Raw genomic sequence first — 26,148 nt, forward strand, 5'->3', positions numbered from 1 at the left:
CCAGCAATCTTGGTTTTGTCTCTTTAGAATAAACGACTCTGGGAGTTTTCATGGAAATGACAATCGGCGGTCAAGGTGTCTCAGGAGGTGACTATTTCGATGTAGTCAATCCCGCAACCGGCGACGTGTACGCGCAGGCGCCAGTCTGTACCGCAGCTCAGTTGGACCGGGCGATGGACGCTGCGTCGAAGGCTCAACTCGAATGGCGCAAAGACGAGGACTTCCGCCGGGAAAGGCTGCAGGAGTTGTCTGCTGCGGTCATGGATGCCGCGCCGGAACTGGCCGAGATCCTCGCGAACGAAAATGGAAAGACGCTCGATCTGGGCGGCGTGGAAGCGATGTCGGGTGCTGCCTGGCTCGACTACTACGCCAATGTAGAGCGGCCACGAGAAGTGATCCGTGACGATGACGGTGCCCATACGGAGATTGTGCGGCGCCCCCTCGGGGTGGTCGCGGGAATCACTCCGTGGAACGTTCCCGTCGCGATGGCCTTCTTCAAGCTCGCGCCGGCGCTGCGGGCCGGTAACACGATGGTGCTGAAGCCATCACCCTTCACTCCCATCTCGACATTGCGCATCGGCGAGATCGCAAGTGAGATTTTGCCACCCGGCGTCTTCAATGTCGTTACCGGAGGGGACGAACTCGGTGCTTGGATGACTGAGCATCCTGTACCGAGGAAGATCTCGTTTACAGGATCGGTGGCGACGGGAAAGCACGTTTATCGCTCCGCTGCAGCGGATCTCAAGCGCGTCACTCTAGAACTCGGCGGAAACGACGCAGCGATCGTGTTGGACGACGCTGATCCGGCGGAGATCGCAGAAGCTCTCTTCTGGGGCGCGTTCTGGAACAACGGCCAGGGGTGCATCCTCATTAAGAGGCTGTACGTGCCACGTTCAATCTATGACGGTGTGGTCGAGGCGCTCTCCGAGATAGCTAAACAGATTGTCGTTGGTGATCCGCTCGATGAGGAAACGCAGCTTGGGGCATTGGCGAATCGGCCTCAGTTCGAACGAGTCAGCGGGTTGGTGGAAGACGCTCTCAAGAGCGGTGCAAAGGCGACCGCAGGGGGAAGGCCGGTTGGCGGACCTGGAGTCTTCTATGAGCCGACCATCTTGGCCGGTGCGGTCGACGGCATGCGAATCGTCGACGAAGAGCAATTTGGACCCGCCTTGCCCGTCATACCGTACGACGATGTGAACGATGTGATCGCAAGGGTGAACGCAGGGCAGTACGGGCTCGGCGGGTCCATCTGGTCTCCGGATATCGACCGTGCCACGGCCCTGGCAAGCCAACTCGACGTCGGAACTGCGTGGGTTAACTCGCATGCGGTACTTGCGACAAACGCGCCCTTCGGCGGCGTCAAGTGGAGCGGTATCGGCGTCGAACACGGTCCCTGGGGGCTCAACGACTTGTCGAGCATCCAGGTGCTCCATTGCAACAAAGGCAAGACCGCACCGGGTGCGCTCTGAATCACCTACCTGGGACGAACACGTTCAGCAACGACATCTATGTGAAAGGAAAATGCAATGCCATTGTTCACATCTACTGAGGAAGCCGCGGCTACTCTCGGTAAGTTCATCGAGAATGTCGCCGTCGACCCCGAACTGAAAGCCAAATGGGTTTCATCGAATGTAGCGTTCCGCATGAACTACACGGACCCCGAGTTGGTCATCGTCCTTGACGCATCCCAGGATCCGCCGGTCGTGCGGCAAGGCGACGCTGCAAAGGCATCTGACGTCGAGATCGAGCTGTTCATGGACACTGACACCGGCCATAAGTTCTGGCTTGGTGATCTCAATGTTCCGATGGCACTCGCACGGAGGAAGATCAAAGTGAAGGGACCGGTGGGCAAGCTCCTCCAGTTGCTGCCGGCCATGCAGCCTGCCTTCATCAAGTACAACGAGTACCTTGCTGCACAGGGATTCGACCGGAAGTAGTCGTCAGGCCGGCGGGACAGGTCTCACATTGCTGGTGGCAACGAACAGCACTATCGGCCACCAGCGCCGTGGAGCGAGTTCAGGCGTCGTTCGGCGCAGGTGGGTTCAGTGCCGCGACCTGAGCACCGCGGGACTTGAGGTCAGCGCCCCTTTGCGCATGGTGACCTATCGACACCACCCACTGTTGGAACCCTTAGACGAAGGCTGGGATCGGGCCCGAAAAAGATCCGGTCTTGATGCGTCGGTCCGGCTCTGGATGATCGAAGCAAGTATGAAGATGCGTTACAAATGTATGAGTGTCCGATGATTGCAAGGAGTATCCATGTCCTCTCAACTAAGTGCTGGCGCGGACACCGTGTGGGGTCCGCTGGCGCAGCCCATCACAGCTCCCGCTGACCTCCCCGAAGGATCTCCCCCGTGGCGCGACAATGCGTGGCTTCCTTTTTGGGACGACGAGAACGGGATATACGGCACCGTCCACGTCTCGACCTCGCCGAACGCCGGCGCGCGCCAGGCGCGGTTCAGTCTGCAAACACCGAACGGAACGATCGAGCTCATTGAACCTCTGGACCCGGGGAGCTTTGAGAGTAAATCCATCCGGCTGGATCTTGACACCGGTTTCACCATCTCTACCCCGGAAGTGACGGCAGAACTTCGGTTCATGCCTCAGTTCGCGCGGGCCGACTTCGTCGGCGACGCCTCGCCAAAGGCGTTCGGCGGCTACGCCGAGACGGGAGCTCTCAAGCACTACCAGCAGGCGGCCTCGGTCGTTGGCTCGGTCAACCTCCGAGGACAGGAATCCGCGGTTGACGGATCCGGATTCCGCGATCGAACCTGGGGATTTCGTGACGAGACGATCGGGATGTCCGAGTACTTCGGGTTCATGTGGAAATTCGAAACCTTTGCCTTGAGTGTGATGAGGTTGTACGGCAGTGACGGCTCTGATCACGCAACGGGATTCCTGCTCGGCGATACCGCGACGCCGGTGGCCGGCGTCAGTTCGTTCACACGCGACGGCAGCGGACTGTTCGTCGAGGCAGAGATCGAGCTGGACTCCGGCGATCGGCTCACCGTGGCCTCGGTAGGCCGGCCAGCCGGACAGTGGGTTCCGATGGGGCCTCCGCGGACGGGCGCAGTGATGAGCGCCTACGACGAATTCCACACGTTCAGGACCGCGTCGGGGGAGGCCGGTGGCGGAATCGTCGAGCAGGGGTATGTCCGGCGGGGCGTCTGACCGGTCCGGACGAATTCGACTGCCGTCACTGCACATGGCACCGGCACTCGATTCGCCGAGCAGCGGCATATCAGCTTGCGGTACGGGTACGCCCGCGTCGCACTCAGCTCGCCGATGTGACGCCGAGGGGCTAGCGGGATGGACTCGTCGACCGTCGCCCAGCATGGTGATGGCGACACAGTCCCCGTCGATGCGACCGGCGTGTGGCAGGGTGAGGGCAAAGCGGCACGAGGCGGATCTCGGCACGGGACTGGGCCGAGTCCGAGGCCAGGGCAGGTCCCGGCATCACTCGGTGATGGCACTTATCGACGAGGGCATCACGTCAGCCTCGTAGCGTCCCTAGCCGAAACGTCGTAAAAGTAGGGTGGCACTCAACTCGGCGAGCGTAGATGGCGGGGTTCGTCGCCGGGGTGTGAGAGTGGGGCGGCGTGGTGTCGTGCCTCTTCCCGGCGGCGAACACCGCGGCGATTCCCCGAGCGTGCTCGAAGATGAATCGACTAAAGCGTACTGTTCTCGTGAATCTTCCGTTGAGTGTGAATAGTCGATGTAGGCACGCGGTTCGTTCTTGTAGGTTTGCTCGCTCATGAAATCCACTGCATGAAGGATTGTCAACTGTCCGGCGTATGGATTTCGCCGATTTCAGTCCCGCAGTAGCTCGTGTAGGTGAAGTCCAACTGGGAACTGGCCCCTATTGCGGTTGAGTACGACATGGCGGTGATGCGGTGAAAATATTGCAGCGTGTCGGACGGTGTTCACCAGACGGCTACTAGAGGCAGTTGGGCTGCTTGGTCACCTCGCCGACCACACTCGTCCCATCCTCGATGCCTTCGATACTGTCCCGGCGACGGTTGATGAAGCTGGTTGTCAAATAGTGGATGTTTCGGACGAAACCGAATTCGTCTGGCGGGAAGAAAGGTCCGGGTGGCACATCGGTGGCTCGACCCGTTGTCCACACCCCGAATGCGGTCGTAAGGCATTGGCTTCCAGCGTCGTTCATGCCGCTAATGAGCGTGCGTCCACCACCATGATTCATGAAGGTGGAACTTCCGGGCACCGCATGACGTGGGCACCGCTATGGCGTTGACACTCTGCAGTGAGGTAGCTAACATTAACGACATTACACACAACGTACTTTGTCTCGACGTCTGAGTTTGGTTTTTCTATGTCGTGGCTCTGCAGAACGCAAGTAGGCGTGTCGGTTTGAGGCAGGTAGCAACCCGTCTCTGCGCGCGGATTTAGCTGCGCATTCGAGAGCTGACATTCAACGCCACATGCGGACTCCCGAAGCGCTGCCCCGCGAGGGCTGGTAGCTCTCAGAAGTGATTCATTCAGTCGTACAGAATGCTGCAACTTGAGTATCGGATGGAAAAGGAGACAGGCTGATGGGAAGAGTTTCGGAAAAGGTAGCCTTTATCACGGGTGCAGCCCATGGCCAGGGCCGGTCACATGCACTGCGATTGGCGGAGGAAGGCGCCGACATCGTTGTAACCGATGCGTGTGCCCCTATTCATTCCTTGGTGGACTACAAGGCCGCGACACGGGAAGATCTGGAGGAGACCAGGGCGCTTGTCGAAAAGACTGGCCAGAAGTGTGTCAGCGCCGTCGCTGACGTTCGTGATAGGGCTGCGCTGACGGGTGCCGTCGAGGTCGGTATCGAAGCGTTCGGCCGGATCGACATCGTATGTGCCAACGCTGGCATTATGACGGTGCACGAGCACAGTTGGGATATCCCGGAGGACGCTGTCGATGCTGTACTAGATACCAATTTGAAGGGTGTCTGGAACACAGTCGTTGCAACAGCTCCATACATGGTCGAGTCCAAGCGCGGAGGATCGATCATCCTTACGTCTTCAACGGCCGGCCTTCGCGGGCATACGCCCTACGCGCATTATGCGGCAAGCAAACATGGCGTGGTGGGCCTGATGAAGGCCTTCGCCAACGAACTCTCGCGGTACAAGATCCGTGTGAATACTGTTCACCCAACTGGCGTCCTTACCGAAGGTATGGGAACGTTCAGTGATCGAACGATGGCGATTATTGGTAGCAGTGTGACTGGGCTAGCGGGGGCCACCAACATCCTGCCTGACCTCGATGCGGATCCTGATGCAGAATACGCGCCTGTGCCGCTATTGCTGCCGATTGAGATTAGTAATGCGGTGCTATGGCTCGCGAGCGATGAAGCTCGCTATGTCACTGGTGTTGCACTCGCGGTTGACGCTGGAAACACCGTAAAGCCTTGAGCTGTCACGCAGTGCACATAAGGCTGCAATTCAGGTGCGCCTTCCGTGTAAACGGAAGTCACCCTGATCCAATAGATTGGAAAGGAGTGAGAAATGCGAGTTGAGATTGACACGACCAAATGTCAGGGCCATGGCCGCTGTTATCTATTAGCTCCCGAAGTATTCGATATGGATGAAGAAGGCATGGGAATTGTGACCGACCTTCGGCCAGCGGTCGAGTACCTTGATAGCGCGCGGAGCGCGGCCGAAAATTGTCCCGAGACTGCAATTTCGATGAGGGAATGAACATCGACATCGCGGCATCACAATTACCTACACGGCCGGATGCCCCGCATCCGACCCCGAAACTATGAAAAGGTGACCCCTCTCGTAATCTGCGGCCCGCACAGTGGACATCCTGCACGTTGTGGGCATGCTCGCAGAACTGCGGTGGCGGATCGCCCATTAGCAGGCGCACTGCGGCGAGCAACATTGACTCGTCGAGAAGTCGGACCCCGCAGCACGATCCCCTGCGGGTCGGTCCGGTTGAGCTTTGATTGCCCCGCCGACGATGTGAGCCTCGACAAATGCCGCGGGCAATCGAGATTCGCCGACATGTGTGACAATGCGGTGCTTGCGCGAGAAGGAAGAGAGATTGTATTGCGCGTAGTCGCGATCCGCGCCAGGATTCTCGTAATCCATTGCTGAACAATGCTTCCGCTTATGGCAGGCGTTGAACTAAAGACCGATAGTCGTGAGTGCACGACTATCGTACCGATCGAGTGGCGCGACGGCGTTTCACGACGTGGGGAAGACGACCCCGATCGAGGATCCGCCGATCCTGTTGGAGGACGATCTCCGCTCGCAGAGGTAGCGCGCTAAAACCGCGGTGCTCCAGATCTATGAGCACACGGGCTGCATGTTCCTCGGGGTGATGCGACTAAGAGCGTGTCTCATGTGGGGAGCTTCTTGAAGCAGGTGAGTGCGGCGGCGAGGTGAAGGAAGCCGGCGAAGTGTTCGCCGTGGCGCTCGTAGCGGATGGTCATGCGCCGGTAGCCGGTGAGCCAGGCGATGGTGCGTTCGATCTTCCATCGGTACCGGCCTAGGCGATCGTTTCGCTCGATGCCGCGGCGGGCGATCCGCGGGACGATGCCTCGTTCGCGCAGCCACCGTCGGTGAATGTCGTAGTCGTAGCCCTTGTCGGCGCGAAGCTTTCCCGGCTTGCGTCGGCGCGGTCCGCGCCGAGACTTCACGCCCGGAATCGCTGCCACCAATGGTTGCAGCATCGTGCTGTCATGGGTGTTCGCCCCGGTCACGCCCACGACCAGTGGGATTCCATTCGTTTCGGACAGGACGTGGATCTTCGATCCCTTCTTACCGCGGTCGACCGGGCTGGGACCCGTCAGTGAGCCCCCCTTTTCGCCCGCACGCTTGCCGCGTCCAGGATCGCTGCCGTCCAGTCGAGTTCGCCCGCGCTACCGAGTCGATCGAGCACCTCGCGATGGAGTTTCTCGAACACCCCATCCCGCACCCAGGCACTGAACCGTCGATGCGCGGTCGGCACGGTTACCCCGAACGAGGGCGGCAGGTGCCGCCACGCACATCCGCTGGTGAGCACGTACACGATCGCGGTGAACACCGCCCGGTCATCGGCCGGCGCACTGCCACCTCCCTGCGGCCGGGCGACAAAAGGAGGAATCAACGGTTCGACTATCTCCCACAACGCATCCGGAACCAACCTCAGTGACAACTCATCTACCACGCGTCACATCATGTCCCACAGGTCACTTCATCCACATGAGACACGCTCTAAGGCCAGCTCGGGTGACGATGAATTGGCATCGGATTGCCGTCGAAGGGCGGTGTTCACTACGTGAGCGTAGTGCCAGGGCCTGTGAGACGGGCAGTGCGAGGGTGCATCCCGCCCTCCGGGGGTCATGTCAACCAGCGCCGAGGCGGTCCTTCGTGTTGTCGTTGAGACGACAAACGAATGTTGTATACTTGAAGCGTGGTGATCGTGCAATACGTGTACGTCCAGCCGTCGCGAACCGCTAGTGATTTATTGGCCACGCTGAATAGTTTGATAACCGAGTGGAAGCTCAAGGTGACATGGCGCGCAGGAAAGCAGGGAACGTCCTCAGCAAAGATGGCGAGGAAGCCCGCTCGCAGATTCTCCATGCTGCGCAGAAGGTGATCTTGCGCTTCGGTTTGGCGAAGACGACGATGGAGGATATAGCGACGGAGGCTGGAGTTTCACGTCCGACGGTATACCGGTACTTCCAGGATCGTACTGAATTGACCTCAGTGCTGATCGATTGGCGCGCTCGAGAAGTGCTGGAGGCTAGCAGGGAACTTCTTCAAAGGGAGGGATCCTTTGAGGATAATTTCATTGCGGGTCTGATTCATACCGTCGCCTTGGCGCGCGAAGATCCGATCGTGGCTATGGTTCTGGCCCCGGCAAATCAGCGAGGAGAGTCGTGGTCGGAAACTCTTGAGTTGGCTGCCGAGTTGACGGCCGACCTTTGGGAGCCTTTTCTGAAAGAGGCGAGGACCCGGGGTGAAATGAGAAGTGACCTTAACTCGTCGGAAGTCTACACTTGGCTCGCCCTTGTGCAGTTTGCACTGTTCAACAGCATGGAATCCATGGAACCCAGCGATCCTGCCCTTGCGCGGATGTTGAAAACGTTCGTCCTTCCAGCCCTCGTAGCGCCGACCGATGGCGTCACGGTTCGCAGGGGTCGCCCCTTGTCTAAAAACCTGAAGCGCCAGTAAAAAGTCGCCATGGCGCAGTGATTCGGAGGGCTCGGGTTGCTCAACACAGGAAGGTGCGCGTTGGCGATTGGGCGCTCAGCAGTTTTCGCGGATCGGAGCGTGCTGGTGTGACCGAGGTGGTTTGTGTTGGATAGAGTGACGCGTGGTGGATGGCCATATTGCGGGGCGCCTGCACACAATCACCTTCCTTGCATCTGAAGATCACCCGTGCCTCCCGTTTGCAGGACTGTGCCTTTGCAATCCGCCGCAGGTGCAGGCTTCGCGATGTGAAAGGGGACGGCCGCTACGTCTACCGCCTGTGGCCGCGTCAACAGGCAGTCCAATTCTTTCAGCAAGCAAAGGGAATCTCGTCGTTTCGGCTCACCCATCCCGGACACCACATCGGTGGCTCCAGGCTTAGTAGCTGTCCCACCGAATGAGCCATCGTCGGTGACTCGGCGCCATGTTGCTCGCCCTTGGCCTGATCGGGCTTACCCGCGACATCGTTGGGGATGCATGATTGAGGGGTGAAAGAAGCCCGTGCCTTTGCAACGTATTGTGTCGGATGAATCGATGTAGCCGATGACCGGTGTCGATCCATTCGCGACGCAACGCGACGTGTCCGGTTCGGTCACGGCGGAGTTGGCGGCGGCCGGATTCGAGGATGCCCAGGAGATCGGCCGCGGCGGTTTCGGCGTCGTGTACCGGTGCACGCAGGCTGCGCTCGACCGCACCGTGGCGGTCAAGGTCCTCACCGCAGACCTCGACGAGGAGAATCGGGCACGGTTCCTGCGTGAGCAGCGTGCGGCCGGCCGGCTGACCGGTCACCCCAATATCGTCAATGTTTTCCACGCCGGTGTCACCGGCAACGGTCGGCCCTTCATCGTGATGCCGTACCACGCCGGGGGGTCGCTCGACGAGCGGATCCGGCGTCACGGGCCGCTCCCGCTGGACGAAGCGTTGCGACTCGGGGTGAAGATGGCCGGCGCCCTCGAAACTGCCCACCGCCTCGGGATCCTGCACCGCGACGTCAAGCCCGGGAACATCCTGTTCACCGACTACGGCGAGCCTGCGCTGACGGATTTCGGCATCGCCCACATCGCCGGTGGGTTCGAAACCACGGCCGGCGTCGTCACGGGTTCGCCGGCGTTCACCGCCCCCGAGGTGGTCGCCGGTGAGCCTCCGAGTCCGGCCGCCGATGTGTACGGCCTCGGCGCCACCCTGTTCGCTGCTTTCACCGGTCATGCGGCGTTCGAACGGCGAAGCGGTGAGCAATTGGTGGCACAGTTCCTGAGGATCACGTCCGAGCCGGTTCCCAACCCGCGCGAACACGGCATTTCCGAGGGGGTCAGCGCTGTCATCGAACGTGCCATGTCCGCCGAGGCCGGCGCCCGCCCCTCCGCCGTGGAACTGGGTCGGCAACTCCGCGAGTCCCAACTGCATCACGGCTTCCCGGTCGACGAGATGGCGATGCACACCGAACCGGCCGCGGTGCAATGCGGAGCGTCAGTCCGGCCGTCGTGGTCACCGGCGGATTCGGGCCGAACGGGTGGACTTCCGCTGGAGCTGACCAGTTTCGTCGACCGCCGCACGGAACTGGCCGAGGCGACGAACCTGTTGTCGACGTCGCGGCTGGTGACGTTGACCGGAATCGGCGGGGTGGGAAAGACCCGACTTGCTCTACGCGCAGCCGCCAAGGCGCAACGAAACTTCTCGGACGGTGTGACGTTGGTGGAACTGGGTGAGCTGCGCGACGATACGCTGCTGGCGGGCCTGGTCGTGGCCGCGCTGGGGTTGCGTCACCAGTCTGCGCGACCCCCGCACGAGGTGCTCGTCGAGTTCCTTGCCCCGCGTGACGTGTTGCTCGTGCTGGACAACTGCGAGCAGGTGGTGGCCGCGGCCGCGAAACTCGCCGAAATCCTGCTCCGCGCGTGCCCTCGGCTGCGAATTCTCGCGACGAGTCGCGAACCGCTCGGAATCGGCGGGGAAACCGCGCTTCTGATTCCCCCGCTGCCCGTCCCTGATCCCGATCACCTGCCGAAAGGACTGCCCCGCAACGATGCGGTCACCCTCTTCGCGGAACGCGGCGCCGCCGTAGTCCCCGGATTCGAGCTCACCGACGAGAACAAGGTCACCATCGCCCGAATCTGTCAGCGGCTGGACGGGCTGCCGCTACCGATCGAACTGGCGGCGGCCCGGCTTCGCGCGATGACACCCGATCAGATCCTGCAGCGTCTCACCGATCGTTACCTACTCCTCACTCGCGGCAGCAGGGACGCGCCCTCGCGGCAGCAGACGTTGCGGATGTGCATCGACTGGAGTTACGACCTGTGCACCCCTGCGGAACAACGGATGTGGGCGCAGCTCTCGGTGTTCGCGGGCAGTTTCGATCTCGAGGCCGCGGAACAGGTCTGCGATGGTGACGACGCAGACGACCTCCTCGACACCGTGACGTTCCTCGTCGACAAGTCGATCCTGACGAGAGAAGAGTCGGGCTCCGCGGTGCGGTTCCGAATGCTCGAGACCGTGCGCGCCTACGGACGGGAAAAGGCGCAGGAGAACGGCGACTACATCGCGCTTCGCCGTCGGCACCGCGACTGGTGTGAGCGGCTGGCGGTCGAGGCGGAAACCGAATGGATCAGCTCCCGGCAGCTCGCGTTGATCTCCAGACTGACTCGGGAACAACCGAATATCCGCGAGGCGCTGGATTTCTGCGTGTCCGACAATCCCGCAACGGGACTGCGGATCGCTGCCGCACTATGCCCGTTCTGGCTTTCCCAGGGGTCGCTCAACGAGGGGCGTCGGTGGCTCGGTCGCCTTCTGTCCCGCAAGGTTGGTACCCTCACTGTCGAACGAGCCAAAGCGACATTTGCATATAGCCTGATGAGCGGACTGCAGGGTGACCTTCAGGGGTCGGCGGACCTGGTGGAAGCTTGTCGTACGCTCGTCGGCCAGTCGAATAACCCCTTGATTCGCGCACACATCGACCACGCCACTGGATATCTCGCACTGTTCGGAGGAAAACTGTCCGATGGACGCTTGCATCTTGAAAGTGCGGTCAGCGTGTACATCGCACGGGACGACCTCTTGTTTCAGGTCCTCGCTCTCGACGGCCTCGGCATCACGTGCGAACTGCAGAACGACACCGAGCGGGCCATCGAATGCTACGAGCACGTGCTCACGATTACGGAGGCGCGAGGCGAATCCGTGCATCGGGCCCATACATTGTGGGCGCTAGCGGTTGCGGTGTGGCGAAAAGGCGATCGCACGCGAGCTACTCGCCTACTCGTGCAGGCACTGAAGACAGGCAGGAAAGTCAACGACCGAATGAAGGCCAGCATGTGCATGCAAGCACTGGCGTGGATCGCAGCTGAGGAAGGGAACCCCAGACGCGCGGTCATGTTGGCTGGAGCCGCCGAGCAACTCAGTCGCTCAGTAGGGAGTTCGACGGTGTTGTTGCCGGACATGCTCGTGTACCAGGACGAGTTCGAACGTAAGACTCGACAGGCGATGACTAAGCAGGCCTTCGCCGCGGCACACCGGGAGGGCAGTATGCTCGGTTTCGAGGCTGCGGTCGCCTATGCCCTGGGCGAGCAGATTCCAGAACTCCCTGCTTCAGCAGCTAGTCCATCGGCCACGCCGACCAAGCGTGAGCGTGAGGTCGCCGCTCTGATCGCCGAAGGACTGACCAACAAGGAGATCGCAGCGCGGTTGGTGATCTCGCCCCGCACCGCACAGGGGCACGTCGAACATCTCCTGACGAAGCTGGGGTTCAACTCACGCGCGCAGATCGCGGCATGGGTAGTGGAATCTGCGAAATCGAGCGATGCCGCACCGCAGCAACCTCCGCCGGAAAGTCGATAACACGGTTTTACGGATATTGGAAGCATCCCTGGCCCACTGTGACCGTTTAGACCACTTCGGGAACGGGCCGAGTCGTTTCTGACGAGGTGGCGGAGGTTAAGCTTTATGCGGGGCGTCGCCGTTCGTGACCAAACACACCGGCTGCCCTGTGCTTACTTCCGTGGGTTCTCGAAAGTGAACTCTTCGAGGAAGTCGGGAAGGGGGAGTTCGGGTTTTGCGTCGGCGGGAATGGCCGCGGGGTGGACGAACACATATGCCGACCGGCATTGAGGGCGAGCATCAGTGGTTCGAAGCGGGGATCGCCAAGGTAGGCGCCTTCGTAGGCCGAGAGTAGGCCCACCCAGTCGTGGTGGAGGGTGTCGAGCGCGTACTCGAGTTCCCGGATGACGGCGGTGGTATCGCGCATCGGCAGTACGGCCAGGCCACCGAATCGGGTGGGATGCCGCTTGAACAGATCGGCGGTGTAGGTGTTGCAGTAGCGCGACATCTCGGCTGCTTCTGTTCCGGTGAGGAATTCGAATCCTGGGTCCGACACCGAGAGGGCTTGCGCCTGGATGCCGTAGCGGTCCATGAAGTCGATATGGACCATGAGTGCCCTCATTGGTCGAGCTGTTCGCCACTGAACGATCTCGCGGGCCTCTGCCTTCGGCCGTGGGCGACACGATGTTCGGAGGCTCAGTCCGTTTGTAGGTAGTTCGCGACGAACCGTACGCGGTCGCTGCGGCACGACCGGTGGATGTACACAGTCGGGCTGCCGTCCTCGTCGAGATTGAGGCCCTCGCGTAGCAGTACCGGTGCGCCCGGAGGGATTTCGAGTATCTCCGCCACGCGCGGTGACGCAGCCGCCGCGGCGAACGATCTCCAGGCGGCCTTCAGTCGCACGTCGTAGACGTCGCGCCACACCGTGTACAGCGGGACGCCGTCCTGCAGGTGCCGGTCGATGCCGGCGAACCGGCGATCGTCCATCCACACCGAGTTCGCGAACCAGGGTTCGCCGTCGACCGCGAGCACGGTGTCGATGCGGCGTAGCCGGCGGCCTGGCAGATACTCCTCGGCCTGGGGTGCAGTGCCACCGAGCACGATCGCACTGCGCACGGGCGTCTCGCTCAATGTGCGGCCGACTGATGTGAAGGCGGCGCCGAGTCCGTCGGGACCGCCGATGTAGCTGGCGGCGAGTTCGATGGGGAAGTGCTGGGGTAGCGGAGCCACGAAGGTGCCCGACCCCTGCCGCGCCACCAGTCGGCCCGCGCGGGTCAGCTCGCCGATCGCTTGGCGGACCGTGAGCCGGTTGACCCGGAGTTCGGAGGCGAGGTCGGTCTCGGGTGGCAGCCGGTCTCCCGGTTCCAGCATGCCGCTGTCGAGTCGCTGCAGGAGGACGTCCTGCACCTGTCGGTAGAGCGGCACCCGGGCTACGGACGTTTTGCTTGGCATGCGGCAAGTCTAGAGGACATTCGAGGATGCCTGCGCTTCGACCAAATCGCATATGACCTGTTCAAGACCCATTCACTTGCCGGACATCCGTGAGCGTGGTTTACGCTACTTGTCTAGATGAATATTCGGGCATCACTTCGAACACTTCTCGGAAAGGCCCCGCCCGTGAGCATCCACCCGACCCTGCGCCGCACCCTGGCCGCCGCCGCCTGTGCGGTCACGCTGTGCGGCGCCGCCGCCTGCGGCGACTCCTCCGCCCAGGACGGCGCACCCGATGTACTGAAGGTGGGGCTGCCGCCCGCGGAGGCCAACGCGGACCTGCAGGCGAAGTTCGCACCGATCACCTCGCTGATCGCGGACGGGACGGGCAAGTCGGTGGAAGTGAAGCCGACGAGCGATTACCTGTCGATCGTGGAGGCCATGCGGTCGGGCCTCATCGACGTCGCCGCGTTCAGCCCCTTCCCCACCCCGCTCGCCGAGGCTGTCGCCGGTGTCGAGCCGCTCGTGGTGGCCAAGGGCGCCGCCTACAGTTCGGTGTTCGTGTGCCGCACCGGCACCGGCATCGATTCGATCGACGACCTCCGCGGCCGCAAGATCGCGTTCGTCGACGCCGGCTCCACCAGCGGCAACTACATTCCCAAGCTCCTGCTGAAGCGGGCGGGCATCGACCCCGACACCGACATCGAGGGCAGCTACGCGGGCGGCCACGACACCGCCGAACTCGCGGTGAAGCAGGGCTCGGTCGATTGCGCCGCGGACGCCCGCTCCTCGTACCAGACGATGGTCGACAAGGGCGTCATCGACGGCACCGCGCAGAGGATCGTCGCCGAGTCCGACCCCATCCCGGTCTCCTTGGTGATCATCGCGCGCAAGGATCTCGACCCCGCGATCGAGCAGGGGATCGTCGACGCGTTCGTGGGCGGCGACAACACAGCGGCGCTCGGGGTGGTCGGCGCGACCAGCTTCGAGACGGCACAGGACAGCGATTTCGCGATCTTCCGCGACGCGGCAACCGAACTCGGTGTGAATCTCGAGGAGCTGTCGCGGAAATGACGACCACACGACACGGTGTGCCGCGGGTGGAAGCCGACGCGGTGAGCTACCGGTATCCGGACGGCACCACGGCCCTGCACGAGGTGTCGGTGCGGGTGGCGCCCGGCGAGATCGTCGCGGTGCTCGGTCGCAGCGGCGCCGGGAAGTCGACGCTCATGCGCTGCCTCGCCGGTCTCGCGGCACCGACATCGGGGCGGGTGCTGCACGACGGAGTCGACCGCGGCGGGCTGCGTGGCCGCGCCAAGCGTCGTGCCCACGCGCGAGTCGGGTTGGTGTTCCAGGAGTTCCAGCTCGTAGAACGTGCGACGGTGCTGTCCAACACGCTCATCGGGCGTCTCGCCTGTCAGCCGCTGCTGCCGAGCCTCGTGCACTTCGTGCGGCGCGCCGACCGGGAGATCGCCGTCGAGGCCGTCCGCCGCCTCGGACTCGAGGACCAGCTCCGCAAGCGGGCCGACGCATTGTCGGGTGGTCAGCGTCAGCGCGTGGCCATCGCCCGCGCGCTCGCGCAGCAGCCCGACATGCTGCTCGCCGACGAACCGGTCGCGAACCTCGATCCGGTTCTCGCCCGCGGCGTCGTCGACGACATCGTGCGACTCGCGCGTGTCGAGGGACTCACCGCGGTACTGAATCTGCACGACGTCGACTTGGCGCGAGATGTCGCAGACCAGCTGGTTGGTTTGCGTGCCGGACGCCTCGTCTTCGACTGCCCCACTGCATCCGTCACGACCGCCGATCTCGATCTGCTCTACGCCGAACCCGACCGTGCGCTCATGGGGGTGCGGTGATGTCCCTCGATACCGAACGCGTTCCGTCGACGCCAATGTCGACGTCTGACCTCGCCGCGCTGCGTCGGCCGTCCTGGCAGACCGGTGCCGGCGTCCTCGTTGCCGCCGTGGTGATCCTCTGGTCGGCGCAGGCCACCGAGTTCTCCGCCGCTGCCCTGCTCGACGGGATCCCGCACATCACCGATTTCGTCGGCCGCATGTTCCCGCCCGACCTGTCCATCCTCCCGACCGCGGTCACCCTGATGGGCGAGACCCTCGCGATCGCGGTCATCGGCACCACCATCGGTGTCCTCCTCGCACTGCCGTGGGCGCTGCTCGGCGCGCGTTCGGTCTTCGGTCAGGCCGGGCTCCACCACGCCGCGCGAACGTCGATCAACATCACCCGGGCCATCCCCGAACTGATGTGGGCGCTGCTGTTCGTCTCCGCTGTGGGCCTCGGTCCGCTCGCGGGCACCCTCGCCATCGTCATCGGATCGGCGGCGGGCATGGCCCGGCTGTTCGCCGACATCTTCGAGACGATGGACATGCGGGCATGGGAGGCGGCCGCCGCGGCCGGTGCCACCCGCTCCCAGCGCATCAGCTGGGTGCTGCTGCCGCAGTCCGTGCCGACCATCGCCAGCTACACCCTGCTCGTGCTCGACGGGAACGTGCGCGCCGCGTCGCTGCTCGGCATCGTCGGCGCCGGTGGCATCGGCATGGAACTCACCCAGCAACTCCGGCTCTTCGAGTACGGAAACGTCCTCACGATCGTCCTGGTCGTGCTCGTGGTCGTGGTGACCCTCGACCGCGCCGCCTCCTATCTCAGGAAGAAGCTCATATGACGGTGACCGACATCGATGTTCTCCCCAATCTCCGCGATCTGGGGGGCCTGTCCGCCTCCGACGGGCGCCGGACACGTCCCGGAGTGCTGTACCGCAGCGCGCTGCCCGCGCCCGGTGACACACGCCCCACCGTCGTCGCCGAATGGCCGGTCCGGACCGTCGTCGATCTCCGCAGCCCCCGTGAGTTCGCCACCCGTGCACACCCGTTGCAGTCCGACGGCACCGCGGTGCATCTGATCTCCCTGCTCACCGACACCGAAGTCACCGCGCCCAGCCAGGGTGCCCGGCTCGCCGACATCTACCAGGGAATCCTGATCAACGCGGGGAAGCAACTCGCGGACGTCCTGCGGGTCGCGGCCACCGCTCCCGGACCGGTGCTGCTTCACTGTGCCGCGGGCAAGGACCGCACCGGAATCGCCGTGGCCCTCTTGCTGCGCATCGCAGGCGTCGAACCCGGCGACATCATCGCCGACTACGTCTTGACTAACGAACACATGCCGGCCGTCCTGGCGCGGATCACCCGCTTCGCTCCCGAACTCGGCCGGGCGCATCCCCACGACCGCGACCTCCGCGGCGCCGTACCCGACGCCATCGAAGGGGTCCTGTCGCACTGGGATACGCACCCCGGTGGGGTGCACACCTGGGTGCGCTCGCAGGGTGCCACCGACGAAACTATCCGGCTCTGGTCCGCGCGTTTCACCGAATGACAGGGCGACAGGTTCAACGCCGGTGATCTGGTCGCGGCGTCGTTTCCCATATTCAGGGATCAGCCGTCCCCGGGCAAGGCCGCACCGCCCTCTTCGAGACGTTGTCCGCGGCCGTTGTATGGGCGAGAGGATTGCGTGCTGAACGACGGTGCCCGCATAGACCGCCGCCCACTTGTCGCGGTCAGGGTCTGTCGTCACTAGCGGTACTCGGGGCTCGATGTCCCAGGTTTCGGACCACCCAACACCGATCGTGAGATCGAACCGAATCTCCTTGGGAAGTACCGACCGGACTGGTTGATTGAGGTTGTCAGTCAGGCCGTCAGGACGGTGTAAGCCCATCGTTGGGGGCGAGAGCGGTAGTCAGCGCGGTCATCTGTGACTGGAGGTAGACCCGTGCGATGCCTGTCTTCTTTTCGACCAGATCGAAGCCGTGGTAGGCGCTGAGGTTGCCCCTCGGGAGTGGACACCGGATTTCATGCGGCGATTGACAGCGTAGACGACGCGATCAGTCGTTGTTCGAACTCCACCGGGGTGAGGTATCCGAGGGCGGAGTGACGGCGACGTCGATTGAAGTACGAGAGCCACTCGAACAGCTCCAGCCGTGCCTGCGACTTCGACCGGGAACACCGCTGTGGCGGGTGCACTGGACGCCATCGGCATATCCTCCGAATGCGTTTGGGCCGCACAACATTGCGCCTTGGGTCGATGCACGCACCCTCGATACCCGCGCGACTGTCATTCCGGCGCAGGGGCGTTTCGAGCCGGTCCACGACCGGGCGGTGTGCCCGGGTGGGGCCGCGCTGGGCGGTTACCTGTATCTCGGATTGTCGGTGGGTGCGGTGGTCGCCGAAGGGATTCTGCGTGGCCAGGACATTCCACCGGACTTGATCATCCGAAAGCGACTCTTGACCGGCAAGTCCTTGGCGCAGCTGGTGCTGGACGACGACGTCGACATCGCAGTCCTGGACGGGCAGCGGAACCTGATCCGACTCGGTCAGGAGGCCTCCCTGACGGCGTGCACCTGGCGGGACTACGGGCAGACTCGTCGGACCGCGACCGATATTCTGACCAACACTCCCGCGGCGCAGGGGCTTCGCTACGAGTGCCGACACGGACGAAACGAACTCGCGCTGATGCTGATCGACGGCCGAACGGCACCGGCGCTGACGGTGGTGCGCTCGGCGCCACTCGACGTTGACGGGTGGGCTCGGGATGCGGTGACTGCCTCGCTCCTTGATGACTTCGATCTGACGTTGGGGTAGTCGGCGGGAGATCCCGGCGAGGGCGGCGCGGGCGATCCTCGACACCCAGTCCGAGGCGTAGGCGCCGAACGCCCTCCTGGAGGCTGTACGCCCGGATCGGGACCAGGTCGACGAATCGGAGCCGCTGACCCCGGGGGTGGCCCGCCTGGGACCTGGAAACCGCCCTCCGCGGCCTGCGGGAAGTGGGCTGGACGAAGGCAGCGAAGTTGATCGCCCGCACACGCCCCGGCTGTATCCGATTTGGGACTCGGTGGTCAGTGGGGTCCTGGGCACCGCCCGGGCGCATGTGAACCCGGCCCGGGAGGCCCTCCGCGCCGACGACGCAGCGCTGCACCGCCGGTTGCTGTCGATCCGGAAGGAGGCCGGCCTCCCCGACGAGATCTCCGCACTGCGGGTGTTCGATGTGATCGCCTGGATGGACGGGGAAGAACCGCGGCCTGGGAGAGCCTTCTGACCAGGAAAGGTGACACGTCCCGGCGCTGTCTTCGGCAGGTGCACGAGGATGATGCACATGCGGATGAAGTTTCACGAGCAGCTGGACGAGCTGACGGACCGTCTGGCGTCGATGTGCCGGCTGGCCGGGGAGGCGGTCCAGGCGGCGACCGAGGCCCTGGCGCTGGCGGAGCTGCCCCTGGCGGAGCGGGTGTTCGACCTGAACGATCAGATCGAGGAGTTGCGCGGTCCGTGCGAGGACTTGGCGATGGCGCTGTTGGCGTTGCAGGGCCCGGTGGCGCGTGATCTCCGTCAGGTGGTCACCGGTGTGCACCTGTTGGCGGATCTGAGCCGGATGGGCGGGCTGGTGCAGCATGTGGCCGAAAGTGTCCGCCGCCGTCATCCCGAGCGCGTCGCCTCCGGTGTGGCGGAGGAGTTGCTCTCCGAGATGGGGCGGGTGGCGGCCGAGTTGGCCGGCCTCGCCGAGCGGGTTCTGCGCACGCATGGTCCCGAACTGGCCGCCGAGATCGGTAGACGCGACGACGTCCTCGACGACCTGCATCGACGGTTGCTCATCCTGATCGAGGATCCGGCCTGGCCCGGCACCATCCCGGCCGCGGTCGATGTGACCTTGCTCGGCCGCTTCTACGAGCGCTTCGGTGACCATGCCGTCGTGGTCGGGCGCCGGGTGATTTTCCTCGTCACCGGGGAACAGATGACCCCGTAGGTCGTCGCCGTCACGGGCCGCATCGCCGCGGCCGATCCGAGGGTGGACTTCGCCCTGCGGTTGGTGTGCGCGTTCCTGCGGTTGGTGCCGATGGCGGCGTTGGTGGTGTGGTTCTTGATGGCGATGGCGCTGTTCTTGGCGCTGTTCTTCACCTCCGATTGAACCTGCTATTCGGGTTGTTCGGTGTCGAGGGCGGCGGTGATGAGGTCGTGGACCGGAGGTTTCGAGGTTCTGGCCGGCTGTGCGGGCGGCGGCGTGGGCGCGGGTGTATTCGTCGTCGCTGAGCTGAATGTGGTGCGGTGGGGTCTGGTGTGGGCCTGTGGGCGAGTTCGCGTCTGGGGTGCTCGCGCATCTCGCTGATGCACCGTGGGTGTTCGTGCCGGCCGAGGCCCGGTCGCAAGCATCCGCTCCCCGGATCCTGTTGGGGGTAGGTCAGGTTCGGCGCCGCTCGGCTGGCGTGGGTGGCGTGTTTGGTGTTTCGGCAGGAACATTATGCGGCACAATGTATGTCGGTGGCGGTGTGCTTGGGTGTGGGGGTGGGGGTTCGTGTCAGGGGGCGAGGGTGTGTCCGCTTCCGGTGGTTTTGGCTTCATACATGGCGGCGTCGGCGCGTCGGATCAACGTCTCCCGGGTGTCTTCCGGTCCGGCGAGGGCGATGCCGACGCTGGCGGTGTACCGCAGTTCGCGTCCGGGCGAGTCGGGTCCGATGTGCAGTTCGGTGATGCGGGTGGCAAGGGCGATGGCCTGGTCGGCGGAGGTGGTGTCGGGGCAGACGATGAGGAATTCGTCGCCGCCGATCCGGGCCACGGTATCGATTGCGCGCACGACCGACTGGAGCTGTTCGGCCAACCGGATGAGGGCGTCGTCGCCGACGGCGTGGCCGAGTCGGTCGTTGAGGGTCTTGAACTGGTCGAGGTCGATCAGCAACGCGGCCACCGTGCGCCCGCTTCCGCGTGCGGTGTCCAGGGCGGCGTCGATCTGCTGGTGCGCCAGGGCACGGTTCGGTAGCCCGGTCAGCGGATCGTGCAGGCTCAGATGCCGCAGCGCCTCCTCTGCCTCGATGCGCCGGATCGCCGCCGCCAGCACCGCGGTCACCGAGCGCAGGAACATCACCTCCCGGTCGGAGTAGTCGCGGGGGCGGGCACTGTGTGCGGTGAGCACTCCCCACACCGTCTCGGCGCCGATGGGAACGCAGACCCCGCTCCGTAGCCCCCGGGAATTCATGGCTTCGGTGGAGAACCGGTGCTCGCCGTACCGGTCGGGGCAGATGATGATCTGATCGGTGGCGGCCGCGTATCCGGGCTGCGAATCGGTACCGGGGGCGAAGGTGTCCGGGACGGGTGGCTGACCGCGGTAGGCGAGCACCCGCAACGCACCGCCCGGCTCCTCGGCCCGGGCCACCGAGGCGCAGTTGACCCCGACCAACGCGGCGGCGGCGTCCGCCGCGGCCACGAGGACGTGGTCGAGGTCGCCGTCGACGGCGAGCTGACTCAGGTCGGCGAGGGCGCGTTGTTCGCGGACCCGGTACGCGGCCGCCTCCAATGCGGTGTGCAGGCGCTGTTCGTGCTCCTGGGCGGTGCGCAGGTCCTGGGCGATGCAGGCGATCACCGCCGGGCGCTGGTCCTCGGTGTGCTCGATCACGTAGGTGGACAGGGTCACCGGGATCGGTTCACCGGTGAGGAAGTGCCGAAACTCCGACCGGCCCTCCCACCGGCCCTGTTCGAGCAGGGCTGATTCCATCTCGGGGGCCTGGATGAATCCGACGTCGGTGAAGAACTCCGGCGCCCAGCGGGCGGCGACGGCCGCCTCGTCGGTCAATCCCATCAGCTGCATCCCGGCGGGGTTGAGGTAGCGCAGGCGTCCGGTGTCGTAGTCGGCGAGTGCGACCATGTTCTGGGCATGCTCGATCACCGACAGCAACATGCGGGCTTCCGCTGTGTCCGGTCTCATCGGTGCCGTCCCTTCCCGGGCGTCGATCAGGGGCGCCGCCACAGGTGTCGACCAGCTCGGGTCGAGCCTTCGCATTGCTTGTGATAATTCGAGTGAACACCGACAGATCCGATCAGTCGATGGCCGATGCGTCCACAATCCCGGGTCCCTCATCGTCCCATGGCCGGCGTTGGTGGCGTGGTTCTTCATCGGGATGAAGCGGTTCTTCACCCCCGGACTGAACCTGCCGGGTGTGTTCGGCCCTTGCAGCGCCTGAATCTGCTGTCCATCCACGGTTCGCCGCTATTCGAAGGTTCGAAAGGTGTTCCGAGTAATTCGGACGGGAAGTGGTTCGGTCATGGGTACGCAGGCGTTGGATCAGCACACGTATCTCCCGCAGACGGTGGAGTGTGCGGGGTTGGCGGCGGTGGTCGGCTTCCTCGACGCGCACGAGCGGCGCCGCGGTGACCGGGTCGAGCCGCGGTATCTGCTGGTCGGTGCCGGTGAGCATGATCAGGTGGAGTTGCCGGCGGAGGTGCATGCGGCGCTCAAACAGGTGGTGGCCGCGCTGGGGTCCGGTCGTGCGGTGACGGTGGCGCCTCGGGCGACGATGTCGACGACGCAGCAGGCCGCGGATCTGCTGGGGGTGAGCCGGCCGACGGTGCGCCGGTTGATCGATGTGGGGGAGTTTGCCGGCGGAGAAGGTCGGCAACCGGCATCGGCTGTTGGCAACCGGCATCGGCTGTTGCTGCGGGATGTGCTCGAGTAGCAGCAGCAGCAGCAGCGGCCGGCCCGCCAGTACGAGGCGCTTGCGCAGACGGGGGTGCAGATCGACGACGAGGACGATCCGGCGGTGGGGGCGGAGTAGTTGAGCACAGAAGCGGTCGCGGAGCGACGGCGCGCCCGCGGCGTGGGCTGACAGCGTCGGCGGGTGGTCGATAGACTGCCCGGACTGTCCTCTGGCCGAGCTTGCAGCGGGATTTCCTGCTGTCGATGGCGGTCGAGGGTTTGTATCGTCCGTTGTGGGCGGAGGTGATTCTCGACGAGCCCCGAGTTCCATGAGGCCGCCAAGCTCGAACGGCGCGAGCACTTTCCGGCGGAGGCCCAAACGGCTGGTGCGCGGCTGGTCGGGACGATGCGCGAGTACTTCGGGTGATGCGATGGTGACCGGTTGGGAGCCGCTCGAGGGCACATTCTCGCTGCCCGATCCCGACGATGAGCACGTCGTTGCGGCCGCCGTCGTCGGCGGGACCGGGGTGATCGTCACGCTGAACCGGAAAGACTTTCCACGAGACCGAGTTCCCGGGCACATCCAGGTGATCTCGCCGGACAGAGTTCGCGGCCGACACGGGGTCGGTGTCCCCGGCAGCCGCGGCGCGGGCGGTGGAGATGTTCGCGACACGGCTCCGACAAGATCGCTGGATCAGCGCCGGTACACCTTTTGGATGTTCACGGGTCACCGGTCGGCGCAACGGACATCGAGCGCCGTGACTTTACATTTGGGTTGCGTCTCACGGTTCTGGGAGCGGTGCGGTCCAGGTCAGTTGGGTTCCGCCGGTGGTGGGGGTGGTGATGGTGCAGGTGCCGCCGGCCTGTTGGGCGCGGGCGGTGAGGTTGTGGAGGCCGCTGCGGGCGGCTGTGTCGGGCAGGCCGATTCCGTCGTCGGTGACGGAGATGGTGAGGTCGTCGTCGACGGAGACGGTGACGTCGACGTGGTGGGCGTGGGCGTGGTGGACGACGTTGCTCAGTGCTTCCCGCAGCACCGCTTCGGCGTGGTCGGCGAGTGGTCCGGTGACCACGTTCAGCGGCCCGGTCATCCGCACGGTGGTGCGCAGTCCGCTCTCACCGGTTTGTTCGGTGATGATCGCGGTCAATGCCGGGCGCAGCGCGAACCCGTCGTTCTCTCCATTTTGCAAGTCGAAGATGGCGGTGCGGACGTCGGTGATGATGTCTTGGACGTCGTCGATCATCTCCGACAATCGTTGCCGGGCCTCGGGGACGCGGCTGCGGGCCTGGGCGCTTTGCAGGTGCAGTCCGTGCGCGAACAGCCGTTGGATGACGTGGTCGTGCAGATCCCGGGCGATCCGGTCCCGTTCGGCGATCAGGGACAGAGCGGTGAGTTGGCGTTGATCGTCGGCCAGTTTCAGCGCGAGGGCGGCCTGGTCGGCGAAGGCGGCGGCCAGCGGCAGTTGGCGGTCGTCGAACGGTGCCCGGCCGCGATTGCGGACGAGGGCGAGGACCCCGGTCACCGCGTCCGCGGACACCCGCAGCGGCAGCAGCAGAGCCGGACCATGCGGGCCGGTATCGCTGATGCCCGGCACCTGGATCAGGTTCCCGGTGCGGTAGACCCTCCCTGTAGCGGTGTCGTCGACGCCGATCCGCATACCGGGCACGCTCGGATCGGTTCCGGCGTACGCGGTGACCGTGAGGTCGGTGACGTCGGCGGCCTCTTGCTCGAGGTCATCGGGTCGGGCGATCAGGACGTGGTCGGCGCCGGCCAGGTGGCGGGCCCGGAGGGCGATCAGGTCGAGCACCTCGCTGGGGTCGATGGCGGCGAGCAGTTCACCGCGGATCTCGCTGGCCGCTTGCTGCCACTGCTGGCGTTGTCGTGCTTGTTCGAAGAGGCGGGCGTTGTCGATGGCGATCCCGGCGGCCGCGGCGAGGGCTTCGATGAGGATTTCGTCGTCCTCGGTGAAAGGCTGGCCTGCGGCTTTGTCGGTGAGATACAGGTTGCCGTAGACCTGCTCGCGGATGCGGACCGGCACACCGAGGAAGGTGCGCATCGGCGGGTGATGTGCGGGGAACCCCACGGATGCGGCGTGCCCGGCGATGTTGCCCAGGCGGATCGATGCGGGGCGGTCGATGAGTAGGCCGAGAAGGCCGTGCCCGGTCGGCAACTCCCCGATCAGGAGCCGGGTGTCTTCGTCGATGCCCGAGTAGACGAAATCCTGCAACCCGTCTCCGCTGTCGTTGAGCACACCGAGGGCCCCGTAGCGGCAGTCGACCAGACGTATGGCCGCGTCGACGATCCGCCGCAGTGTCGCTGCCAGGTCGAGGCCGGAGGAGATGGTGAGTATCGCCTCGAGCAGTCCGTCGAACTGCTCCCGGGAGGCGGTCATTTGCTCGATGCGCTCCTGCATCTCGGCCAGCATCTGCTGGAGCCGCAGCTGCGAGAGAGTGTCGAGCAGCAGTGATTCGTCGTCTCCTGGCATCGTCACCAAGCTTTCTGCCCCGCTTCGCGGATGCGCGCCCCGCCGTGCGGGCGGGGCGGCGTAGCCGACGGCGGTGCGTGCACCCCGGGGATAGCCCCTTGTCGTCGAGGTCAAACCCGGTCACGCGTGGGCGGGGCGCCAGGGGTGACTCCGACGACCGGGGCAACGACTTAGGACTCTAACCACGAGAGGAACACACGTTCATGCTGAGAAGGTAGACGCATGCACCCGACCGTCGCGCCTGGAAGGGAGCACAGCGTGATGCGTACATCCGGCCGTGACGGCACTCTGACCCTCACTGAATGGGCGGATTCAATCGGTCGTCGCAACACCTGGCTGTTGCAGTGAGCGTAGCTGCTCGGCGAAGACCTCGGCCGGGGTTCGCCATTCGTGGATCTTGCGGGGCCGGTTGTTGATCGCCAGGGCGACGGCTTCGAGGTCCTCGGCGGACCACCTGGAGAGGTCGGTGCCTTTCGGGAAGTACTGGCGCAGCAGGCCGTTCGTGTTCTCGTTCGTCGGTCGTTGCCAGGGCGAGTGCGGGTCGGCGAAGAACACTTTCGTGCCGGTATCGAGGGCGAACTGGGCATGACCGGAGAGTTCCTTCCCGCGGTCCCAGGTGAGGGTCTTGCGGAGCTGCTCGGGAAGGGTGGTCATCGATGTCGTCAGCGCGGCGTTCATCGCGACGGCGCCGTAGCCACCGAGGGAAGGACCGTTCTTCACGGGTGGCTTCTCGCCCCAGCCCTCCAGCCGAGGCAGGTGCACGAGGATCGTCGATCGGCTGCTGCGCTCGACGAGCGTGCCGATTGCGGACCGGCCGGTTCCGATGATCAGGTCCCCCTCCCAGTGCCCCGGGACGGCGCGATCGGCGGCTTCGGCGGGGCGTTCGCTGATCACGACGTCCTCGGTGACATGCCCTTGCGGTTTGTTCTGCGACCGCGCTCGGGGAACCCGCAGCGCCCGCCCGGTGCGCAGGCACGCGACCAGCTCCCGTTTGAGCGCGCCGCGGCCCTCGATGAACAACGATTGGTAGATCGCCTCATGGCTGATGCGCATGGACTCATCATCGGGGAAGTCGATCCTGAGCCGGTGCGAGATCTGTTCCGGGCTCCACGCCGTCGCCCATGGCCTGTCCTGCCGATGCGGCTTGTTCAGTCCCTTCCACGCGGGCGTCTCAGGCCCACGGACGATCGTGCCGTCGGGTCGGCGGACGCTGCCGGAGAGCCGCTCCTGCACGTACTTACGCAACTCGTCGTTGCCCACGAGCTTCGCCGTCTTCGGGCGCTTCGCGGCCTGTTGCGCTTTCCACTGCGCCACCAGTGCCCGGTAGACCGGCTTGCCGCCCCGGGTCGCTGCGTTGCGGCGCAGTTCGCGTGAGATCGTTCCCGGGTCACGTCCAATCCTGCGGGCGATTTCGCGCACGCCAACATCCTGGGCGCGCAGCAGCGCGATCTCCTCACGCTCGGCGAACGACAGGTAGCGGCCCGTGGGCTCGTCCAGGCTGATCGGCGGCATGCCGCCAGCGTGGCGGAACCAACGGCATCCGACCGGCCATGACACGCCGACGGCCTCCGCGGCCTCGACCGTCGTCACTCCCGATGCGATCCGCCGCCAGAAGTCCCGCTGCACCGCGCGAGAGGGCTCCGGCCGGCCCGGTGAACGCATCGGAGGTCGCAATGCCCTGTCCGCCGCCCACTGCCGCCTGGCACCCACCGGCGCCGCAGGCATCATCTGCTTGTTGCCCCATCCCATCGCAAACCTCCGTGATCGAGGTGTTGCATCGACCG

20 protein-coding genes and 2 pseudogenes are annotated in these 26,148 nt (G+C 64.5%); 15 read left to right on the forward strand and 7 right to left on the reverse strand.

Translation table 11 applies throughout. The features are described from left to right. Positions 1 to 50: 50 nt before the first annotated feature. The 5 genes from JWS14_RS49625 to JWS14_RS49645 all read left to right on the forward strand — a co-directional run bounded on the left by JWS14_RS49625 (position 51) and on the right by JWS14_RS49645 (position 5,696). Positions 51 to 1,469 carry an aldehyde dehydrogenase family protein gene (locus JWS14_RS49625; RefSeq protein WP_164065585.1) on the forward strand — a complete coding sequence of 473 codons (1,419 nt, stop codon included), beginning with the start codon at positions 51 to 53 and terminating at the stop codon, positions 1,467 to 1,469. A gap of 57 nt (positions 1,470 to 1,526) precedes the next feature. Beyond that, positions 1,527 to 1,937, forward strand: coding sequence for a hypothetical protein (locus tag JWS14_RS49630; protein ID WP_206017557.1), 411 nt, complete (start codon positions 1,527 to 1,529; stop codon positions 1,935 to 1,937). A gap of 307 nt (positions 1,938 to 2,244) precedes the next feature. Continuing rightward, complete coding sequence (locus JWS14_RS49635) at positions 2,245 to 3,171, forward strand: DUF7065 domain-containing protein (RefSeq protein WP_206017559.1); 927 nt, start codon at positions 2,245 to 2,247, stop codon at positions 3,169 to 3,171. A gap of 1,382 nt (positions 3,172 to 4,553) precedes the next feature. Beyond that, positions 4,554 to 5,411 (forward strand): mycofactocin-coupled SDR family oxidoreductase, encoded by an 858-nt coding sequence (locus tag JWS14_RS49640; RefSeq protein WP_105417968.1) that lies wholly within the window; start codon positions 4,554 to 4,556, stop codon positions 5,409 to 5,411. A 93-nt stretch (positions 5,412 to 5,504) separates the two neighbouring features. Then, positions 5,505 to 5,696 carry a ferredoxin gene (locus JWS14_RS49645; RefSeq protein ID WP_141473872.1) on the forward strand — a complete coding sequence of 64 codons (192 nt, stop codon included), beginning with the start codon at positions 5,505 to 5,507 and terminating at the stop codon, positions 5,694 to 5,696. A gap of 647 nt (positions 5,697 to 6,343) precedes the next feature. Here JWS14_RS49645 and JWS14_RS49650 read toward each other — a convergent pair. Beyond that, positions 6,344 to 7,152, reverse strand: a protein-coding gene (locus JWS14_RS49650; protein ID WP_183102294.1) for an IS5 family transposase whose coding sequence is annotated in 2 segments (ribosomal slippage) — positions 6,344 to 6,810 and positions 6,810 to 7,152 — 810 coding nt in all. Because the reading frame shifts where the segments join, the coding sequence is not laid out codon by codon here. 329 nt (positions 7,153 to 7,481) lie between these two features. Between JWS14_RS49650 and JWS14_RS49655 the strand changes: the two genes are divergently transcribed. Both JWS14_RS49655 and JWS14_RS49660 read left to right on the forward strand, forming a co-directional pair. Next, positions 7,482 to 8,162 carry a TetR/AcrR family transcriptional regulator gene (locus JWS14_RS49655; RefSeq protein WP_241031966.1) on the forward strand — a complete coding sequence of 227 codons (681 nt, stop codon included), beginning with the start codon at positions 7,482 to 7,484 and terminating at the stop codon, positions 8,160 to 8,162. 561 nt (positions 8,163 to 8,723) lie between these two features. After that, positions 8,724 to 12,005 (forward strand): protein kinase domain-containing protein, encoded by a 3,282-nt coding sequence (locus tag JWS14_RS49660; RefSeq protein WP_206017561.1) that lies wholly within the window; start codon positions 8,724 to 8,726, stop codon positions 12,003 to 12,005. A gap of 103 nt (positions 12,006 to 12,108) precedes the next feature. On the opposite strand, the gene JWS14_RS49665 is transcribed toward JWS14_RS49660, so the two are convergent. Together JWS14_RS49665 and JWS14_RS49670 are read right to left on the reverse strand one after the other, a co-directional pair. Continuing rightward, the gene (locus JWS14_RS49665) at positions 12,109 to 12,594 is read right to left on the reverse strand and encodes an amidohydrolase family protein (protein ID WP_240960967.1); all 486 of its coding nucleotides are present in this window, start codon (positions 12,592 to 12,594) and stop codon (positions 12,109 to 12,111) included. A gap of 86 nt (positions 12,595 to 12,680) precedes the next feature. After that, complete coding sequence (locus JWS14_RS49670; protein WP_164065918.1) at positions 12,681 to 13,436, reverse strand: GntR family transcriptional regulator; 756 nt, start codon at positions 13,434 to 13,436, stop codon at positions 12,681 to 12,683. Positions 13,437 to 13,601: 165 nt separating this feature from the next. Here JWS14_RS49670 and JWS14_RS49675 point away from each other — a divergent pair, with 165 nt between their 5' ends. From JWS14_RS49675 to JWS14_RS49690, 4 genes are read left to right on the forward strand one after another with little or no spacing between them, the layout of a single operon-like run. Next, positions 13,602 to 14,489, forward strand: a complete 888-nt coding sequence (locus tag JWS14_RS49675) for a phosphate/phosphite/phosphonate ABC transporter substrate-binding protein (protein ID WP_164065917.1) — start codon at positions 13,602 to 13,604, stop codon at positions 14,487 to 14,489. After that, complete coding sequence (phnC, locus tag JWS14_RS49680; RefSeq protein ID WP_206017563.1) at positions 14,486 to 15,274, forward strand: phosphonate ABC transporter ATP-binding protein; 789 nt, start codon at positions 14,486 to 14,488, stop codon at positions 15,272 to 15,274. The genes JWS14_RS49675 and phnC overlap by 4 nt, the downstream gene beginning before the upstream one ends. A 35-nt stretch (positions 15,275 to 15,309) precedes the next feature. Further along, a complete protein-coding gene (gene phnE, locus JWS14_RS49685; protein WP_241031967.1) occupies positions 15,310 to 16,095 on the forward strand; it encodes a phosphonate ABC transporter, permease protein PhnE in 786 nt (261 codons plus the stop codon). After that, entirely contained in the window at positions 16,092 to 16,802 is a 711-nt protein-coding gene (locus JWS14_RS49690; protein WP_164065914.1) for a tyrosine-protein phosphatase, read from the forward strand. Before phnE ends, JWS14_RS49690 begins: the two co-directional genes overlap by 4 nt. Positions 16,803 to 17,275: 473 nt before the next feature. Here the strand turns inward: JWS14_RS49690 and JWS14_RS49695 are convergent. Beyond that, positions 17,276 to 17,419 (reverse strand): annotated as a pseudogene (locus JWS14_RS49695) (integrase core domain-containing protein); the annotation flags it as partial. 162 nt (positions 17,420 to 17,581) lie between these two features. Between JWS14_RS49695 and JWS14_RS49700 the strand changes: the two are divergent. The 3 genes and pseudogenes from JWS14_RS49700 to phoU all read left to right on the forward strand — a co-directional run bounded on the left by JWS14_RS49700 (position 17,582) and on the right by phoU (position 19,223). After that, a complete protein-coding gene (locus JWS14_RS49700; RefSeq protein ID WP_241031968.1) occupies positions 17,582 to 18,064 on the forward strand; it encodes a hypothetical protein in 483 nt (160 codons plus the stop codon). Between the two features lie 182 nt (positions 18,065 to 18,246). Then, positions 18,247 to 18,518: pseudogene (locus JWS14_RS49705) on the forward strand (DUF6308 family protein). A 57-nt stretch (positions 18,519 to 18,575) separates the two neighbouring features. After that, entirely contained in the window at positions 18,576 to 19,223 is a 648-nt protein-coding gene (gene phoU / locus JWS14_RS49710; protein WP_206017565.1) for a phosphate signaling complex protein PhoU, read from the forward strand. Between the two features lie 549 nt (positions 19,224 to 19,772). Here the strand turns inward: phoU and JWS14_RS49715 are convergent. Further along, entirely contained in the window at positions 19,773 to 21,173 is a 1,401-nt protein-coding gene (locus JWS14_RS49715) for a diguanylate cyclase domain-containing protein (protein WP_206017572.1), read from the reverse strand. 337 nt (positions 21,174 to 21,510) lie between these two features. Here JWS14_RS49715 and JWS14_RS49720 point away from each other — a divergent pair, with 337 nt between their 5' ends. Then, positions 21,511 to 21,921: a helix-turn-helix domain-containing protein gene (locus JWS14_RS49720; RefSeq protein WP_338051872.1), complete on the forward strand. Its 411-nt coding sequence runs from the start codon at positions 21,511 to 21,513 to the stop codon at positions 21,919 to 21,921. A 742-nt stretch (positions 21,922 to 22,663) separates the two neighbouring features. Here the strand turns inward: JWS14_RS49720 and JWS14_RS49725 are convergent. Continuing rightward, entirely contained in the window at positions 22,664 to 24,364 is a 1,701-nt protein-coding gene (locus JWS14_RS49725) for a GAF domain-containing sensor histidine kinase (protein WP_206017574.1), read from the reverse strand. Between the two features lie 312 nt (positions 24,365 to 24,676). Then, complete coding sequence (locus tag JWS14_RS49730) at positions 24,677 to 26,089, reverse strand: IS30 family transposase (protein WP_082764511.1); 1,413 nt, start codon at positions 26,087 to 26,089, stop codon at positions 24,677 to 24,679. Between the last annotated feature and the right edge of the window lie 59 nt (positions 26,090 to 26,148).

The organism is Rhodococcus koreensis (assembly GCF_017068375.1).
Lineage (GTDB): Bacteria > Actinomycetota > Actinomycetes > Mycobacteriales > Mycobacteriaceae > Rhodococcus_F > Rhodococcus_F koreensis.

Coding starts and splice junctions, on each gene's coding strand:
- JWS14_RS49715 (WP_206017572.1), bottom strand. CDS start 21,173: ATGAGACCGGACACAGCGGAAGCCCGCATGTTGCTGTCGGTGATCGAG.
- JWS14_RS49660 (WP_206017561.1), top strand. CDS start 8,724: ATGACCGGTGTCGATCCATTCGCGACGCAACGCGACGTGTCCGGTTCG.
- phnE (WP_241031967.1), top strand. CDS start 15,310: ATGTCGACGTCTGACCTCGCCGCGCTGCGTCGGCCGTCCTGGCAGACC.
- JWS14_RS49630 (WP_206017557.1), top strand. CDS start 1,527: ATGCCATTGTTCACATCTACTGAGGAAGCCGCGGCTACTCTCGGTAAG.
- JWS14_RS49720 (WP_338051872.1), top strand. CDS start 21,511: ATGGGTACGCAGGCGTTGGATCAGCACACGTATCTCCCGCAGACGGTG.
- JWS14_RS49670 (WP_164065918.1), bottom strand. CDS start 13,436: ATGCCAAGCAAAACGTCCGTAGCCCGGGTGCCGCTCTACCGACAGGTG.
- JWS14_RS49690 (WP_164065914.1), top strand. CDS start 16,092: ATGACGGTGACCGACATCGATGTTCTCCCCAATCTCCGCGATCTGGGG.
- JWS14_RS49625 (WP_164065585.1), top strand. CDS start 51: ATGGAAATGACAATCGGCGGTCAAGGTGTCTCAGGAGGTGACTATTTC.
- phoU (WP_206017565.1), top strand. CDS start 18,576: ATGCGGATGAAGTTTCACGAGCAGCTGGACGAGCTGACGGACCGTCTG.
- JWS14_RS49725 (WP_206017574.1), bottom strand. CDS start 24,364: ATGCCAGGAGACGACGAATCACTGCTGCTCGACACTCTCTCGCAGCTG.
- phnC (WP_206017563.1), top strand. CDS start 14,486: ATGACGACCACACGACACGGTGTGCCGCGGGTGGAAGCCGACGCGGTG.
- JWS14_RS49665 (WP_240960967.1), bottom strand. CDS start 12,594: ATGGTCCATATCGACTTCATGGACCGCTACGGCATCCAGGCGCAAGCC.
- JWS14_RS49640 (WP_105417968.1), top strand. CDS start 4,554: ATGGGAAGAGTTTCGGAAAAGGTAGCCTTTATCACGGGTGCAGCCCAT.
- JWS14_RS49730 (WP_082764511.1), bottom strand. CDS start 26,089: ATGCCTGCGGCGCCGGTGGGTGCCAGGCGGCAGTGGGCGGCGGACAGG.
- JWS14_RS49645 (WP_141473872.1), top strand. CDS start 5,505: ATGCGAGTTGAGATTGACACGACCAAATGTCAGGGCCATGGCCGCTGT.